13 protein-coding genes and 2 rRNA genes are annotated in these 16,450 nt (G+C 58.9%); 8 read left to right on the top strand and 7 right to left on the bottom strand.

Translation table 11 applies throughout. The features are described 5' to 3' along the window. From AD669_RS22685 to AD669_RS22665, 5 genes are all read left to right on the top strand, one after another. Positions 1–1,099 (top strand): 23S ribosomal RNA (locus AD669_RS22685); the annotation flags it as partial. 156 nt (positions 1,100–1,255) lie between these two features. After that, a 5S ribosomal RNA gene (gene rrf / locus AD669_RS22680) occupies positions 1,256–1,371 on the top strand. Between the two features lie 148 nt (positions 1,372–1,519). Then, positions 1,520–2,179, top strand: coding sequence for a paraquat-inducible protein A (locus AD669_RS22675; protein WP_053123849.1), 660 nt, complete (start codon positions 1,520–1,522; stop codon positions 2,177–2,179). Continuing rightward, entirely contained in the window at positions 2,166–2,789 is a 624-nt protein-coding gene (locus AD669_RS22670; RefSeq protein WP_053123847.1) for a paraquat-inducible protein A, read from the top strand. The genes AD669_RS22675 and AD669_RS22670 overlap by 14 nt, the downstream gene beginning before the upstream one ends. Then, positions 2,782–5,085, top strand: coding sequence for an intermembrane transport protein PqiB (locus AD669_RS22665; RefSeq protein ID WP_053123845.1), 2,304 nt, complete (start codon positions 2,782–2,784; stop codon positions 5,083–5,085). Before AD669_RS22670 ends, AD669_RS22665 begins: the two co-directional genes overlap by 8 nt. A 190-nt stretch (positions 5,086–5,275) precedes the next feature. On the opposite strand, the gene mksF is transcribed toward AD669_RS22665, so the two are convergent. Genes mksF through mksB form a run of 3 tightly spaced genes read right to left on the bottom strand, consistent with a single transcriptional unit; the run spans position 5,276 to position 10,081 of the window. After that, on the bottom strand, positions 5,276–8,116 hold the full coding sequence (gene mksF / locus AD669_RS22660) for an Mks condensin complex protein MksF (protein WP_053123843.1): 2,841 nt from the start codon (positions 8,114–8,116) through the stop codon (positions 5,276–5,278). Further along, positions 8,113–8,814 (bottom strand): Mks condensin complex protein MksE, encoded by a 702-nt coding sequence (gene mksE, locus AD669_RS22655; RefSeq protein ID WP_053123840.1) that lies wholly within the window; start codon positions 8,812–8,814, stop codon positions 8,113–8,115. Before mksE ends, mksF begins: the two co-directional genes overlap by 4 nt. After that, on the bottom strand, positions 8,804–10,081 hold the full coding sequence (gene mksB / locus AD669_RS22650) for an Mks condensin complex protein MksB (RefSeq protein ID WP_172680159.1): 1,278 nt from the start codon (positions 10,079–10,081) through the stop codon (positions 8,804–8,806). Before mksB ends, mksE begins: the two co-directional genes overlap by 11 nt. A 219-nt stretch (positions 10,082–10,300) precedes the next feature. Here mksB and AD669_RS22645 point away from each other — a divergent pair, with 219 nt between their 5' ends. Both AD669_RS22645 and rimI read left to right on the top strand, forming a co-directional pair. Further along, positions 10,301–11,047 (top strand): hypothetical protein, encoded by a 747-nt coding sequence (locus AD669_RS22645; protein ID WP_053123836.1) that lies wholly within the window; start codon positions 10,301–10,303, stop codon positions 11,045–11,047. Continuing rightward, a complete protein-coding gene (rimI, locus tag AD669_RS22640; protein ID WP_053123834.1) occupies positions 11,040–11,492 on the top strand; it encodes a ribosomal protein S18-alanine N-acetyltransferase in 453 nt (150 codons plus the stop codon). The genes AD669_RS22645 and rimI overlap by 8 nt, the downstream gene beginning before the upstream one ends. A 144-nt stretch (positions 11,493–11,636) precedes the next feature. Here rimI and AD669_RS22635 read toward each other — a convergent pair whose 3' ends face one another. Further along, positions 11,637–12,041: a hypothetical protein gene (locus AD669_RS22635; protein WP_053123832.1), complete on the bottom strand. Its 405-nt coding sequence runs from the start codon at positions 12,039–12,041 to the stop codon at positions 11,637–11,639. A 141-nt stretch (positions 12,042–12,182) separates the two neighbouring features. On the opposite strand from AD669_RS22635, the gene can reads away from it, so the two are divergent. Next, the gene (gene can, locus AD669_RS22630; RefSeq protein WP_053123831.1) at positions 12,183–12,827 is read left to right on the top strand and encodes a carbonate dehydratase; all 645 of its coding nucleotides are present in this window, start codon (positions 12,183–12,185) and stop codon (positions 12,825–12,827) included. Between the two features lie 8 nt (positions 12,828–12,835). Here can and AD669_RS22625 read toward each other — a convergent pair whose 3' ends face one another. The 3 genes from AD669_RS22625 to AD669_RS22615 all read right to left on the bottom strand — a co-directional run bounded on the left by AD669_RS22625 (position 12,836) and on the right by AD669_RS22615 (position 16,337). After that, entirely contained in the window at positions 12,836–13,357 is a 522-nt protein-coding gene (locus AD669_RS22625; RefSeq protein WP_053123829.1) for a lysine methyltransferase, read from the bottom strand. Between the two features lie 171 nt (positions 13,358–13,528). After that, on the bottom strand, positions 13,529–14,701 hold the full coding sequence (locus tag AD669_RS22620) for a hypothetical protein (RefSeq protein ID WP_053123827.1): 1,173 nt from the start codon (positions 14,699–14,701) through the stop codon (positions 13,529–13,531). Positions 14,702–14,918: 217 nt separating this feature from the next. Then, positions 14,919–16,337: a short-chain fatty acid transporter gene (locus AD669_RS22615; RefSeq protein ID WP_053123825.1), complete on the bottom strand. Its 1,419-nt coding sequence runs from the start codon at positions 16,335–16,337 to the stop codon at positions 14,919–14,921. Between the last annotated feature and the right edge of the window lie 113 nt (positions 16,338–16,450).

Genomic DNA, 16,450 nt, shown 5'->3' with positions numbered 1-16,450 from the left:
CGAAAGTGGACGTATAGGGTGTGACGCCTGCCCGGTGCCGGAAGGTTAATTGATGGGGTTAGCTAACGCGAAGCTCTTGATCGAAGCCCCGGTAAACGGCGGCCGTAACTATAACGGTCCTAAGGTAGCGAAATTCCTTGTCGGGTAAGTTCCGACCTGCACGAATGGCGTAACGATGGCGGCGCTGTCTCCACCCGAGACTCAGTGAAATTGAAATCGCTGTGAAGATGCAGTGTATCCGCGGCTAGACGGAAAGACCCCGTGAACCTTTACTATAGCTTTGCACTGGACTTTGAATTTGCTTGTGTAGGATAGGTGGGAGGCTTTGAAGCGTGGACGCCAGTTCGCGTGGAGCCAACCTTGAAATACCACCCTGGCAACTTTGAGGTTCTAACTCAGGTCCGTTATCCGGATCGAGGACAGTGTATGGTGGGTAGTTTGACTGGGGCGGTCTCCTCCTAAAGAGTAACGGAGGAGTACGAAGGTGCGCTCAGACCGGTCGGAAATCGGTCGTAGAGTATAAAGGCAAAAGCGCGCTTGACTGCGAGACAGACACGTCGAGCAGGTACGAAAGTAGGTCTTAGTGATCCGGTGGTTCTGTATGGAAGGGCCATCGCTCAACGGATAAAAGGTACTCCGGGGATAACAGGCTGATACCGCCCAAGAGTTCATATCGACGGCGGTGTTTGGCACCTCGATGTCGGCTCATCACATCCTGGGGCTGAAGCCGGTCCCAAGGGTATGGCTGTTCGCCATTTAAAGTGGTACGCGAGCTGGGTTTAGAACGTCGTGAGACAGTTCGGTCCCTATCTGCCGTGGACGTTTGAGATTTGAGAGGGGCTGCTCCTAGTACGAGAGGACCGGAGTGGACGAACCTCTGGTGTTCCGGTTGTCACGCCAGTGGCATTGCCGGGTAGCTATGTTCGGAATAGATAACCGCTGAAAGCATCTAAGCGGGAAACTAGCCTCAAGATGAGATCTCACTGGAACCTTGAGTTCCCTGAAGGGCCGTCGAAGACTACGACGTTGATAGGTTGGGTGTGTAAGCGCTGTGAGGCGTTGAGCTAACCAATACTAATTGCCCGTGAGGCTTGACCATATAACACCCAAGCAATTTGACTACTCGAAAGAGCATCAGATTGCGGTGTGTGAAGACGAAACGAACCGAAAGTTCGATGTTCACAAACACCGAAAGCTGTCACATACCCAATTTGCTGAAGCGAGGCCAACTGGCCACGACTCAGTACCCGAATTTCTTGACGACCATAGAGCGTTGGAACCACCTGATCCCATCCCGAACTCAGCAGTGAAACGATGCATCGCCGATGGTAGTGTGGGGTTTCCCCATGTGAGAGTAGGTCATCGTCAAGATTAAATTCCGAAACCCCAATTGCGAAAGCAGTTGGGGTTTTGTTTTGCCCGCAGGAAAGTTTTTGCACGGTTCATCGAACAAATTTGCACAGTTATTTTCGAACCAGAACACTAGAATAGCCCCACCTTTTTTGGAGCCAGAGCCTTTATGTCAGAGTCGGTTGACGCCCCCGGGCTGTCAGATCTACCGCTGGAAGACTTGGTGGCCTGTCACGAGTGCGACCTGCTGATGCGCAAGCCAACACTTGCCCACGGCGAGAAAGCCCTCTGCCCCCGCTGCGGATACGAGTTGTACGCCCATCGCCATAACGTGGTGCAGCGCAGCCTTGCCCTGGTGATTGCGGCACTGCTGCTGTACATACCAGCGAACTTTTTGCCGATCATGCAGCTCAATCTACTCGGGCAGTCTTCGGATGATACGGTCTGGAGCGGCGTGCTCGGTCTCTTCAATACCGGCATGCAAGGCGTATCGATTGTTGTGTTCCTGTGCAGCATGGCCATTCCGCTGCTCAAGTTGCTGTGCCAATTGTTTGTGCTGCTGACGATCCGTTTCGATATCGGTCGCAGCTATGGCTTGTTGCTCTACCGCATTTACCACCACCTCAAAGACTGGGGGATGCTCGAGGTTTACCTCATGGGCGTACTGGTGGCGATCGTCAAACTGGCGGACATGGCCGCCATCACCGTCGGCATTGGCCTGGCGTGTTTTATCGGCTTGTTGCTGGTTCAGGTCTGGCTGGAAGTGGTGATGTCGCCGCACCAGATCTGGCAGGCGTTATCAGGGGAAGATGCTCATGCGGGCGATTGATGCAGGCATTCTGACGTGCACCGAATGCCACGAGTTGAACCGGCAGGAAGCGGACAACGATGAGCAAACCTGCACCCGCTGCGGTGCATTGGTTCACGCGCGCCGGCCGAACAGCCTCACCCGTACTTGGGCCCTGCTGATCACGGCGGCGATTATCTATATACCGGCCAACGTATTGCCGATCATGACTGTCAGTTCTTTGGGTCAAGGTGACCCAAGCACGATCATGTCCGGCGTGATCCAGTTGGTGCAGCACGGCATGATTCCGATTGCTGCCGTAGTGTTCATCGCCAGTATTCTGGTGCCGACTTTTAAACTGGTGGGCATCGCACTGCTGTTGTTTTCAGTACAACGCAAACAACCGTTGTCGGCTCGGCAGCGCATCTGGATGTACCGCTTCATCGAGTTCATTGGCCGCTGGTCGATGCTCGATATTTTTGTGATCGCCATTCTGGTGGCGGTCGTCAATTTCGGGCGCTTAGCCAGTGTCGAAGCCAATCTTGGCGCCATCGCCTTCGCCAGTGTGGTGATTCTGACGATGCTTGCTGCAGTAACTTTTGATCCCCGACTGATTTGGGATAACACGGAGTCGGACGACGACCATGACTGATTTGCCCGTAGCGAAAACCCGACCGGCCTCGAACTGGTCTGCCATTTGGGTACTGCCTCTGATCGCGTTGATCATCGGTGGCTGGCTCGGCTGGCGTGCCTATTCCGAAACCGGGATCGAGATCCAGATTCGCTTTGAAAGCGGCGAAGGCATCCAGGCCAACAAGACCGAGATCATGTACAAGGGCATGTCGGTCGGTAAGGTCAAAACGCTGAAGCTCGACGACGAGGGCAACTCCAAAGGCGTCATTGCCACCGTCGAGATGAACAAGGACGTCGAGCAATACCTCAAAACCAGCACGCGTTTCTGGCTGGTCAAACCGAGCGTAACTCTGGCCGGCATCACTGGTCTGGAGACGTTGGTCTCAGGTAACTACGTCGCTATCAGTCCCGGCGAAGGCGAGCCCGCGCGCAAGTTCAAGGCGCTGGCCGAAGAGCCGCCGCTGTCCGACGCCAAACCTGGTCTGCACTTGACCATCAAGGCTGATCGTCTCGGTTCGCTGAGCCGTGGCAGCCCGGTGTTCTACAAGCAAATCAAAGTCGGTCAGGTCAAAAGCTATGTGCTGTCGGAAGACCAAAGCACCGTTGAGCTCAAAGTGTTCATCGAACCGACCTACGCCAAACTGGTGCGCAAACACACACGTTTCTGGAACGCCAGCGGCATCAGCATCGACGCGAACCTGTCCGGGGTCAAAGTGCGCAGCGAATCGCTGGCCAGCATCGTCGCCGGCGGTATCGCCTTCGCCACACCGGAGAATCGCAAGGACAGTCCGCCAACCGATCCGAGCCTGCCATTCCGTCTCTACGAGGACTTCGACGCTGCCGCTGCCGGTATTCGGGTGAAGGTCAAACTCAGCGACTTCGAAGGCCTGCAGGCTGGCCGTACGCCAGTGATGTACAAAGGCATTCAGGTCGGCAACCTGAAAGCATTGAAAGTCGACGCCGATCTGAACAGTGCCACTGCAGAGTTAACCCTCGATCCGCTAGCCGAAGATTATCTGGTGGAGGGCACTCAGTTCTGGGTGGTCAAACCGTCGATCTCGCTGGCCGGCATCACGGGTCTCGAAGCGCTGGTGAAAGGTAACTACATCGCCGTGCGTCCGGGTGACAAAGGTGCCGCCCCGAAACGTGAGTTCGAAGCACGTCCGAAAGCGCCGCCGCTGGATCTGCGTTCGCCGGGTCTGCACCTGGTGCTGTTCACCGACACGCTGGGTTCGATCGATGTCGGCAGTCCGATCTTGTACAAACAGGTCAAGGTCGGTTCGGTACAGAGCTACCAGTTCTCCAAGACGCGCAAGCAGATCATCGTCGGCGTGCACATCGAGAAGGAATACGAAAACCTGGTCAACGCTTCGACGCGGTTCTGGAATGTCAGCGGTGTCACGTTGACTGGCGGTTTGACCGGCGGCATTCAGGTCAAGAGTGAATCCCTGCAAACCCTGATGGCCGGCGGTATCGCCTTCGAAACACCGCAGGCCAAGGCACCGCTGCAGAAACGCATTCCGCGTTTCCGTCTGTTTGCCAATCATGACGACGCCAGTAAAAAAGGCAGCGTAGTAACGATCAAAGTCGATCGCGCCGACGGTCTCAGCAGCGGCACGCCGGTTCGTTTCAAAGGGCTGGATGTCGGCAAGATTGAAAGCGTTGATCTGACTGACGACTTGCAATCGGTCATCCTGACCGCGCGCATCACGGAAGTGCCGGAGAAGATTGCCCGGATTGGCAGTCAGTTCTGGGTGGTCAAGCCTGAGCTCGGCCTGATCAAGACAGAGAATCTGGAAACCCTGGTGACCGGCAAGTACATCGAAGTGCAGCCAGCGGCGAAGAACCTTGGCCCGCAGAAGAACTTTGTCGCGCTGGCCAATGCGCCGGAAGTCACCAAACAAGAGGCGGGTCTGAGTCTGGTGTTGAGCGCCGCTCGCCGTGGTTCGTTGAAGCCGGGTGTGCCGGTGACTTACCGTGAAATTACCGTGGGTAAAGTCACCGGTTATGAACTGGGCCAGACCGCTGATCGCGTATTGGTACACATTCTGATCGAGCCGAAATACGCGCCGCTCGTACGCAGCGGCAGCCGCTTCTGGAACACCAGCGGTGTCGGGTTTGATATCGGTTTGTTCAACGGGCTGACGGTGCGCACCGAATCGCTGGAGACAGCGATTCAGGGCGGCATCGCATTCGCTACGCCGGATGGTGAGCGGATGGGCGGTCAGGCTCGGGCGGAGCAGACGTTCCCGTTGTTCGACAAGTTTGAAGATGAGTGGCTGACGTGGGCGCCGAAGATTTCGCTCGGTAAATAACCTGAAGTTGATGTGGCGTCTACAAAGACGCCTTCGCGAGCAGGCTCGCTCCCACATTTGGAATGCGTTTCAATGTGGGAGCGAGCTTGCTCGCGAAGAGGCCTCAAAGCCCAGCACAAATCCCAAGCCATAAAAAAGGGCCGCGATCCAAACAGATCGCGGCCCTTTTTTTGTCTTCAGTTAACGCCGATCAAACCGCATCCAGCTCCGGTTCATCCGCTTCAACATTCACCGTGGCCTTCACCACATCATGGCGACGGATGTACTTCCAGTCCGCCTCATCAATGTAGATCCCCGCTGGGCCGCTGCCGCCTTCCAGGTCGATCGCGACACTGGCGCAGACCTGCGGCTTCACGCTGGCCAGAATCGGCACAAAGCCCAGTTGCAGACTGGTTTCCAGCAGCGCGGCCTGGTTCTTCTCATCGATGTCCGCCGCCTCGTCGAGGTAGTACGGCAGACGCACGCGGCCGGCCTGATCGCGATCCATCAAGTGCAGCAACAAGTACATGTTGGTCAGCGCCTTGATGGTCATGGTCGTGCCGTTGGACGCCGCGCCGTCGATGTCGGTGTGGATCACCGGCTGACCGTTGACCTTGGTGATCTCGAACGCGAGTTCGAACAAGTCCTTGAGACCGAGCTGGTTGTGGTTTGCCGCCACCAACCGCGCCAGATATTCCTTGGCCTCTTCGTTCTTGTTGTCCTGCTCGGCGCTTTGGCTGAGGTCGAACACCGACAGGGTTTCGCCTTCTTCGTACTGACCGGCGCTGTGGATGATCTGGTCGATGTGCTTGAGGGCTTCCTTGTTCGGCGCGAGGACGATGCGGAAGCTCTGCAGGTTGGAGACCTGGCGCTTGTTGATCTCGCGGTTGAACAGCGCCAGTTGATGCTCGAGGCTGTCGTAGTCGCTGCGAATGTTGCGCAGGGTGCGGGCGATGTCGGTGACTGCTGCACGACGGGCCTTGCCCAGCGTCAGCGCTTCATCGGTACGGTGCGCGTAAGCGTTGATCAGCAGCGACAGACGGCGCTCCATGTCGTCTTCGCTGTCGAACTTGGCCACACCTTTGAGGCGCACTTGCGCGTACAGCGCTTCGATCTGACCGTCAGCACGGAGCAAGCCTTGCCAGCTGTCCTGATAGTCGTTGAGCAGCGGCAGCAGGTTGTCCATCGAATCGTCGACCGGATCCATGAACGGCGTACCGAACGGCAGATCCGCCGGCAGCAACTGACGACGGCGCAATGCATCGTCGAGCGTGCGTTGCTTGGCTTCCATATCGGCGATCTGACGGCCGACCAGTTGCAGCTTGGCCGACAGTTGCTGGACGCGTTCGGTGAAGGCATCGCTGGAACGCTTGAGTTCGTCCTGCGCGCCTTCCATCTGCGCCAGTTGCTCGAGCTTGTCGCCTTCTTCAGCGCTCAGGGTCTGCGTGCGACGGAAATCTTCCAACGCCTTTTGCGCGTCCAGCACTTGCTGGTACAGCGCTTCGGTCTGGGTCTTGCTCGCCGAGCGGTCAGCAGCAACAGCCTGCTGGGTTTTCAGTTGCTTGAGTTCTTTTTCCAGACGCTCTTTCTGATCGCGCAACGCGGCACGATCGGCCAGCGCTTGCAGGGCTGGCGGCTCGATATTGGAGATATCGATCGACAGGCCCGGCACTTCGAAACGCTCGCCTTTGAAGCCATCGAGGATCAGCTCCATCGATTTGACCCACTGGCCATCCTCGTCGAGGGCGATGCCGTGTTCGCCCAATGGCAGGCTAAACAACGCGCTGTTGAACAAACGCATCAGGCGCTCGACGTCCTGCTGCGAAAACTCTTCGCGCAGACGTGCATAGCTGTTGTTGTCGGCGTGATCGAGTTGTTGCTTCACCGACTTCAGGCGTTTTTCCAGATCGCGCAGACGCTCTTCGAGATCTTCTGCACTGAACTGACGCGATTGCGCCAAGGCGCCGGCGAGTTCGTCGTGGGCGTCTTTGGCCGCGAGCAATTGTTGCTCGAGCACTTTGACGTCATCGACCAAAGCAAAGCGATTCTTCAGTACCGACAGCTCGCCGAGCCAGCGCTGGATGCCGGAAATTTCCCGCTCCAGACGCATCAGCTCCTGAGTACCGCCGCGCTGATTGTTTTGCAGGCTGTCCTGCTCGCCACGGTAGTGGTCGGCCTGAATGGTCAGCTCTTCCTTGCGCGCACTGGCGTAATCCGACCAAGTACCGAGCAACGAATCGAGCAGCGGCGACAGCCGATGCAGCTTGCCGCGCAGCACGTCGCGCTGTTTCACGCCGTTGGCCAAGGCTTCAACCAACGGGCCGGCAGCGACCAGCGAGTTGTAGTCCTGTTCCATACGACGCACGTCGCGGAAGGCTTCTTCGCACGCGGCAATGTAATCGACACTGCCGGAACGCAGGCTGTGTTCGAAGGCATCGAGGAACAACTGCTTCAACTTGGCCGCAGTAATTTCGCGCATGTGCAGCAGGTTGATGAACAGCGCGCGGAAGGTCTTCAGGCTCTGCTCGCTGGTGGAGCGCAGCGGGATCAGGGTCAGATCCAGCGGGATCGAAGTGTGACCGCCCACCAGCAAACGACGCAGCTCATCCGGCTTGAGTTCGTAGGCTTTCAGGCCTTCTTTCTCAAGGTTGTTGAACAGCTCTTTTTGACGCAGGCAGGTGTCATTCTTCTGGTAGTGCGCCAGATCGAGCTTGCCGGCATAGGCGAAAAACTGGTGACCGAAACCACCGCCCGGGCCACGCCCGACCACACCAATGACGTGCGGGCCGTGTGGCAGATTCACTTCGACAAGGATGTAGCTGGTGTCGGAAGCGAAGTAGAAGCGCCGCGATTGTTCGAGGCTGTACTTGCCGAAACTCATGTCCGACATGCGCGCCAGAATCGGGAACTGCAAGGCGTTGATCGACGCCGATTTACCGAGGTTGTTCGCGCCGTAAACCGACAACGGTTCTTCCAGCGGGAACAGGCCGAGGCTGTAACCGGCAGTGTTCAATAGGGCAAAGCGGCGGATGCCGTAGCGTTCCTGGCTCATGCGTCGGACTCCTGTTCTTCGGCAATGGCGCGGGCCAGTGCGTCTTCTTCGCTCTCTTCATCAAATTCGCTGAGATCAAGCGGATCGTCGGTTTCGAGGAATTTGGCTTCGGCGGCTTCGTCGATCAGCACCGGCGCCGGCAGCGGCAATACGCTGTGCACGCTGGCCGCCAGATCGCGGTCCTGCTGCACCGACAGGCACACATCGAGGAAGCGGTGCATCGGCGGCAGGAAGCGGTACACACCGTTTTCTTCACCGGCGAAACCGAGTTGAGTCATGCGGCGCATGATCTTTTCTTCGAGCTCTTCAACGGTCTGCACTTCGGCCTGAATGAACAGGTCGCGGTACTTCTCCAGCAGCGACGGCAGTTCTTCGCGGCCGAGGCTGCCGCCATCGAGCACGGCGATCGGGTCGCGGCCCTGATCGGCCAGATGCTCGACGAGGATGAAGGTGAACAGCGCCAGACGCTGCGCCGTCTTGTTCACCGCCGCAGCGGCCATGTCCGGCACAAAGTAGTAGAAACCACGGGTGTCGCAGACCAGTTCAAAACCCAGCGCCTTAAACAGCGTGCGGTATTGATCCTGGAAGTTCGACAGTTGCGCGTACAGTTCCGGGTCGCGGCGGCTGACGTGGTAACCCTTGAACAGCTCGCGGAAGATCGGTGCCAGTTGGGACAGTTCGGAGAGATCAAGATGCATTGGGGATGCTCGCAGAATCCTCGGCGGCACTGTCGCGGGCCGAGAGCAGGGCGAAGGAGCGCAGGCTGACCTGGTGCTCATGAGTGTGGTAGTCGCGGCGTTCCAGACGCTCGCGGGTGAAGCGTTTTTCCCGCGACAGGCGCGAGAACCAATAGAGCAATTCGTCGGTGGCGCCGTCCGGTTCCTGCTCGAGCAGCCAGGTCATCAGATCCGGCATTGGCAGGGATTCTTCGCAACGGTCGACCATCTCGCGCACGGTGCGTGGTGCGCGTGGCGCTTCGCCTTTCTGGGTTTTGTGCGCTTTCGGGAAGCGTGCCGGTTTCGGTTCGAAACGCGCCAACGCGTACACGTAGGCTTCGACCTGACTGGCGCTGCCGAGGAAGGTGCTTTGCGGGCGAGTAAACATCGGCATCGCGGCTTGCGGCACGGCGTCGATGCCTTTGCGGCGGATCGCCGCCAGTGCGAGCGCGGCGCCACGGGTCACGGCGTTGTGCCGGCGGGCTTCTTCACGCAGCGGCAGCAACAGTTCGCGAGCATGCCGCAGAGTCAATTGCGCGCTGGTCTGCATTTCGAGGATGCGCGCGTGGGTGCGCAGCAGCATGTCATCGTCAACCAGATGGCCGAGGCGCTGTTGCTCGCTGAGCATCTTCAGCAACACGGTTTCGACCTTGCGCACGCCTTGTTCGAAGGCGCCGTCGGCGTTCACCAGATCGATCATCGGCTCGACGTATTCGTCCCACGTCGCCAGTACTTCGGCGTAACGCTGACGCAGCGGAATCTGCCGGTCACTGGTCTTGGCGCGTTCGGCCACCGCCACCAGCGCTTGTTCGTCGTTGTCGAGTTTCTTCAGAACATCGCGAACGCGCATGTCGAGCAAACGCAGCTGACGGGCGAGGTCGTGACCGTCGCGAACATCGAACGCATCCTGAATGTAACCGGCCAGGCGTTCGAGGTGACGCAAATAGGCTTCGATTTCCAGGCACAGGCCCAAACGGTGTTCACGACGCAGGTAAGCGAGGAAGTCGTGAATCTGCGCATTGAGCTCGAACCGGTTCGGGCTTTTCGCCACCGGTACCAGAATATCGAGGCGAATCCACACGTCGAGCAGGCTGGTAATGTCCTGCGGCGTGCTGTCCAGTTGTTGGGCGGCCAGTTGCGTGCGCAGTTCGTTGAGGCTCAATGTGCCTTGGTCGAAGTGCTCACACAAAGGCTCCAGAAGCGCCCAGTGTTCAGCGAGGGCGCGCAAGACGCGCTTGGGTTCGATCATCGGAATGCCCGGCTGGTTGGCAATGAAAAGCGGCGATTGTACTGCATCGCAGCCGATACGATTCAATCCAGGGACAGGCTGTTGTTTTTCTTTCGGTCAAGTGATTGATCAACAACGGGCGATCTTGGGCGAAGGGCGGTAGAATCAGCCCACTTCAGTTATCCACAAGTGGCCGACCCTTTGCTTATCGAGTCCCGCCGCCGCGCCTATTTGAACGCCATGCAGGTGGTCAATTGGCTGCCGCGCACCGAATTGCCCTTCGCCGCCCCCTCGCGCCCCGAGCTGCTGGACATGCCCGAGCCCGAGGTAGAAGCGCCGCCGGTGCCCGCGCCTCAGGCCGAAGCGCCGGTGCAGCCTGTTGCGCGCCCGAGCGAACGGCCGAAGATCGAAGTGCCGCGCCCGTCGCTGGCGAGCACGCGAACCAACGCCAAACCGGTGGAGGAGGCCGACGACACGCCAGTCGTCGCCAAGCCTGCACCCGTGCCGCCGCCGCGTTTCGCCCTACAATTATTGCGGGCCGGACGTTGCCTGCTGCTGGTCGAGTTACCCACAGGCGAGCCGTTCCAGAGCCGTGACCCTGCTTATTTATTGCTCAAAGACATGCTGCGTGCCGCCGGTCTGCCGGATGCGCCGCAAATTGTCGGCGAGCCAGTGCGTTGGCCGTGGCTCAATCGCGGCACCATGGATCAGGGCCCGGATGCGGCGCGCGACTTTGTGCAGGGTTTCCTTTCGGTACAAATGGAATCCGCACCCTGCGCCTGCCTGTGGCTGATCGGCCTGCCGGCGGTGCGTTTTGCCGGTGAGGCGGACGCTGAAGCATTCAATCGTGAATTGCAGATCGAAGGTCTGGGCTCAGCCTGGGCCATTCCCGGTCTGGAATTGTTAATGGAAGAGCCACAGCGCAAAGCCGCTGTGTGGCAAGCCATGCGTCGGCTGATGGCGCGCTGGAAAGAATCGAATGAGTGACGCTGTATCGTTCCGCCCAATGATCGAGGCGGATCTGGACGCTGTGCTGAAGATTGAATTCGCCGCGTACAGCCATCCGTGGACGCGCGGGATTTTTCTCGACGGCTTGGGCAAATACCAGATCTGGCTGATGTTCGAAGGTGAGCAACAGGTTGGGCATGGTGTGGTGCAGATCATTCTCGATGAGGCGCATCTGCTCAATATCACGGTGAAACCGGAGAGTCAGGGGCGAGGGTTGGGGCTGACGCTGCTGGAGCATCTGATGTCGCGAGCGTATGCGGCTGAGGCTCGGGAGTGTTTTCTCGAAGTGCGCGACAGTAATACGGCGGCGTTCCGGTTGTATGAGCGTTATGGCTTTAACGAGATTGGCCGGCGTCGGGATTATTATCCGGCGGTGGGCGGGCGTGAAGATGCGGTGGTCATGGCCTGCACTTTGGTTGACTGAACCCCTGACTCATTCTGCTCCTGCGGATACAACATCCCCCCTGTAGGAGCTGCCGCAGGCTGCGATCTTTTGATCTTGTTCCGGATCATGCAAAAAGATCAAAAGATCGCAGCCTTCGGCAGCTCCTACAGGGGATCGGGTCTGTCAGCGCTTGCCATCCATCGGATCACGCCGCGCCAGTTCCGCCTCATCCAGCCCGTTTCCACCGCCAATGTCATCCTCATCGACAATGCTCAAATCCCAATCCGCCTGATTGCCTTCCCCGGCCTCTTCGGCATCCCGCGCACCGTCTTCATGAATCAGCGTTTCCGGGCTCATGTCATCGTCGGTCGGCTCATGGTCGGCAACCGAGGCGCCAGTCATCCCGGCTTCACGCACGCGTTCATTGGGCATCAACTGCTCGCGTTCACGCTCGGGAATCTCATCACCGATCTTCGCGCTGGGTTCGTCTTCATCGAAATCCAGCTCATGCACCGAACCCATGCGGTCTTCGTTATCATCGATGGGCTCCGGCTGTACCGCATCGTAAGGGCGTCGTGAATCAGTCATGGCAATTCCTCATACTGTGGGCCTTACTAAGGTGGACTCACCGGGCACACGAGAATTCCAACGAAATCACTTTCGGCTCAAGCGTGACCCCGACGGGCGGTCGACTGTCATACCAGCGCATCTTTCTTGAGGCCTTACAGCATGCATGACTTACAAGACCTGATTGATAACAACGAGCGTTGGGCTGACGCGATCACCAAGGAAGACCCGGATTTCTTCGCCAAACTGGCCCGCCAGCAAACGCCGGAGTATCTGTGGATCGGCTGTTCCGACGCGCGCGTACCGGCCAACGAAATCGTCGGCATGTTGCCGGGCGATCTGTTCGTTCACCGCAACGTCGCCAACGTGGTGCTGCACACCGACCTCAATTGTCTGTCGGTGATTCAGTACGCGGTGGATGTGCTCAAGGTTAAGCACATTCTCGTTACCGGCCACTACGGTTGCGGCGGTGTGCGCGCCTCGATGCAGGATCGCCAGTTCGGCCTGATCGACGGCTGGCTGCGTTCGATTCGCGATCTGTACTACGAAAAACGCGAAGAACTGGCCAAGTTGCCGACCGAAGAAGAACAGGTCGATCGGATGTGCGAACTCAACGTAATCCAGCAAGTGGCCAACGTCGCCCACACCAGCATCATCCAGAACGCCTGGCATCGTGGGCAGAGCCTGTCGATCCACGGTTGCATCTACGGGATCAAGGATGGCCGCTGGAAAAGTCTCAACACCACCATCAGTGGTTTCGAGCAATTGCCGCCGCAATATCGTTTGCGTCCGGTCGGCGCGCCGTAATCAGCGTTTCAGCGCAGGCCCGCGTGGCGCCTGCGCTGTAAAAACTGTTGGCCTTCGCGGTTGGGTGGCTCGTCGTAACCGGTGATCCACCCACGACATTGCGACGATCCGCAATGGCAAGCGAACTGGCGCAAGAGCTTGTCTTCAGTGGCCGCGAAATCCATGGTCAGCCGTTCGCCCCTGTGGATATCTTTCAGCGCCCACAGCCACAATTCGCTCATGTCGAGAAACACGTTGGGGTTGCAGGAATGTTCCAGCAATCCGCAGAAGCGTGGGTCGTAAAGATGCAGGCCGGTTTGCAGTTGCCGGGTCTGCCGACATCGATAGGGCAACACTTGTCCCGATACGCGACACATGCGGGTGATGCGCAGAAACTCCCGATGCGCGATCACGGCATCGGTGCCATCGTCATCGTGAATGATTTCGAAGTCATCGCTGGCTGGAAAACCGAGACGCACGGGGAGGCCGGCAAACGGATAAATGCCCGGCGAATCACAAGCATGACGGGCGTGAACGGCATGACTGTTCATAACGATCCTTGTCCAACGGGTGCTGCGACTTCCGTAGGCTGACGTCCTGTCAGTCCTGCAACACGATTTATGGATCCAATCCTGCGATATATGACAAAACCGGTCTACTGTCAGATCTGACAGGCGCGATTGGCGCTTTTGCGCGTCAGCCAAAACTGACGCGCAAATACCCTACAGATGTGGGGCCGGGACGGCAGCAGCCGGCAACGGTGCCTGCAATTGCTGCAGTTCAGCCCTGATCGGCGTGGTGGTGCATTTCGCGGCGGCTTGTTCTGCGCTCAGATTGCGAATCGAGGTGTAGAAGAGCTCGCAGGTTTTGACCTTCTGCGTCACCTGCCAGGTTTGTGTGCAACGGTTGAGCAGGGGCTTCGGGTCGCTGCCCGGTTTGCGGCCCATTCCGGCCTGCCAGCAAGCGGCGCTCAAATCCTGTCCCATCACTTTCAGGCCGGCGGCATCGGCTTTGGCTTGGGCATCATCACCGGTGTAGCTTTTCGGGTCGGCGGCGTACCAGATGTAACTCGGGTGATTGGAGCCCAATACCGGCACGTTCACGCTTTTGCTCGGTGTGATGGTGGCGAGGCCCAACACGCCCACGGTCGGCCCGTATTGATCTTTGATCCAGTTTCTGACGGGCGATCCAAAAGCCACCATCGGCAGCACGCTACCGCTGGCGCTCTGGCTGAACTGTTTGACCAGCGCGGTCTGGTAGTCCTTGAAGTAACCGTAGACGCCTTCCAGATCACTGCCGGCGCTGGCGGGCGCGGCGATCGGGGCGATGTCGATGATGGTTTGAAACGCCGGTGTCTGCGCCGCAGGAATACCGTTTGCGGTCATCAACGTTGCCCAGCGATCGGTGGTGTTCGAGCGCAGATAATCCTGCGCCTGGGTCAGCGAATAATCCGGCGGGAAGTGCAGCAGTTCGATGCTTTTGCGGTTTTCCAGGGCCATGCCCAGCGGCAGGAACAGATACCAGCTGTACGCCCATTTGCCGTCGGCGTTGAGTTGGCTGGCGCCTTTGTAAGCCAGATCGCCAGCATCGAGCAGCGCCGACAACGGTTTGCCGTAACCCTTCGGCACGCCGGTTATCTCGGCGTAGAGCTGACCGTTATCAGTCTTCACCAACACCTTCGCATTGGCGTAACCGTCGCGTTGCACGCTCTGGTTCAGGTAGTGGGCGACGGTCTGCTCCAACGTCCAGTTGCGAAAGCAGATGACGCTGCAGTTGTTGGGGTAAGCGAAGAGACGGGTAACGCGTTCGCTGCTGCCGAGTTTCAGGTCGACATCGGCGTGGGCGGCGGCGCTCAGCGTGAGCGCGGCGAGGGTGAGTCCTGCGATTTTCAACATGCTCAGATCCTTTTCAGCGTGAATCCCCCTCGTTCGGGGGCGCCTCATAGTGGATCAGCCGTGATGCCCGGAGAAGTCGGACAACACGGTTTTTCAAATGTGGGAGCGGGCTTGCTCGCGAAGGCGGTGTATCAATCAGCAATGATGTTGACTGACACACCGCTTTCGCGAGCAAGCCCGCTCCCACAAGGGTTTTATGCCGACTGGACGGTCCGGTTTACGGCATCACCGGCGGCGTATACGCCAATGTCGTCCCCAGCGCCCACAGCAAAAACAGCACCAGCGGCGTGTGCACCAGCAGTTGCACGAACGAGAAGCCGATCAGATCCCGCGCCTTCAGTCCGAGCACGCCCAGCAGCGGCAGCATGTAGAACGGGTTGATCAGGTTCGGCAGCGCTTCGGCCGCGTTGTAGATCTGCACCGCCCAGCCGAGGTGGTATTGCAGATCGTTGGCGACCTGCATCACGTACGGCGCTTCGATGATCCACTTGCCGCCACCCGACGGAATGAAGAAGCCGAGAATCGCCGAGTACACGCCCATCAGCAGGGCATAGGTGTCGTGGGAGGCGATGCTGACGAAGAACGTCGAGATGTGGTGTGCCAGCGTCTGCGCATCGGCGCCTTTGACCGTGGTCATCAGTGCGGCAATCGAGCCGTACAGCGGGAACTGGATCAGCACGCCGGTGGTGGTCGGCACCGCGCGCGACACCGCATCGAGGAAGCTGCGCGGGCGCCAGTGCAGCAGCGCGCCGAGCATGATGAACAGGAAGTTGTAGGTGTTCAGCCCGGAGATCGCGGTGATCGCCGGTTTGGTCGAGAACTCGTGGAACAACCATCCCGCCGCCAGCAGTACCAGCACGATGATCAGCAGTGGGCTGTGTTCCAGCCATTCGCCCGGACGAGTGCGCGGTTGCAGCGGTGGCAGGTTGAACGCCGGGTCGATACCGCAGGCCTTGGCGTCTCGCGCAGAGTTCGGGCCGGGCGCGGTGGCGTAGGCGATGATGATCGAGATCACGATCAGCGCCAGCAGCATCACGCCGGACTGCCAGAGGAAAATCGTTTCGGTGAACGGAATCACTCCGGTGATCGACAGGATCGACGGCGGCAGGCTGCCCGGGTTGGCCTGCAACTGTGCGGCCGACGACGACAGGCCCAAGGCCCACACGGCGCCAAGCCCCAGATAGGCAGCGGCCCCGGCAGCGCGGTAATCCATTTTCAGATCGGTGCGGCGGGCGAGGGCGCGTACCAGCAAACCGCCGAACACCAGCGACAGGCCCCAGTTGAGCAGCGACGCAACCATCGAAATCAGTGCGACCCAGGCCACGGCGGAGCGACCGTTTTTCGGGATGCGCGCCAGACGATCGATCAGTTTCACGGCGGGCGGCGAGCTGGCGACGACGTAGCCGCCGATCACCACGAAGGCCATTTGCATGGTGAACGGGATCAGGCTCCAGAAGCCGTCACCGAAAGCCATCGCGGCGTCGGTGGGTTTGGCGCCCATGGCCATTGTCGCCAGCGCGACGATGATCACGGCCAGTGCGGCGAACACCCAGGAATCGGGAAACCAGCGTTCGGCGAAGTTGGAACAGCGCAAGGCGAAGCGCGCGGAGCGGCTATCTTCGATATCAGCGGCCACAGAAGTACCTCGGATTTTTTATGGTTATTTTGGGTCTGCAAAGCGATCTGTGCTTTTGGTGGGAGCGGGCTTGCTCGCGAATGCGGTGGGGCAGTCGGCACTTATTTGGCTGA

Source organism: Pseudomonas sp. P1.31, from assembly GCF_001269815.1.
GTDB classification, from domain to species: domain Bacteria; phylum Pseudomonadota; class Gammaproteobacteria; order Pseudomonadales; family Pseudomonadaceae; genus Aquipseudomonas; species Aquipseudomonas rustica.
This window is presented reverse-complemented; position numbering and strand designations above follow the sequence as displayed.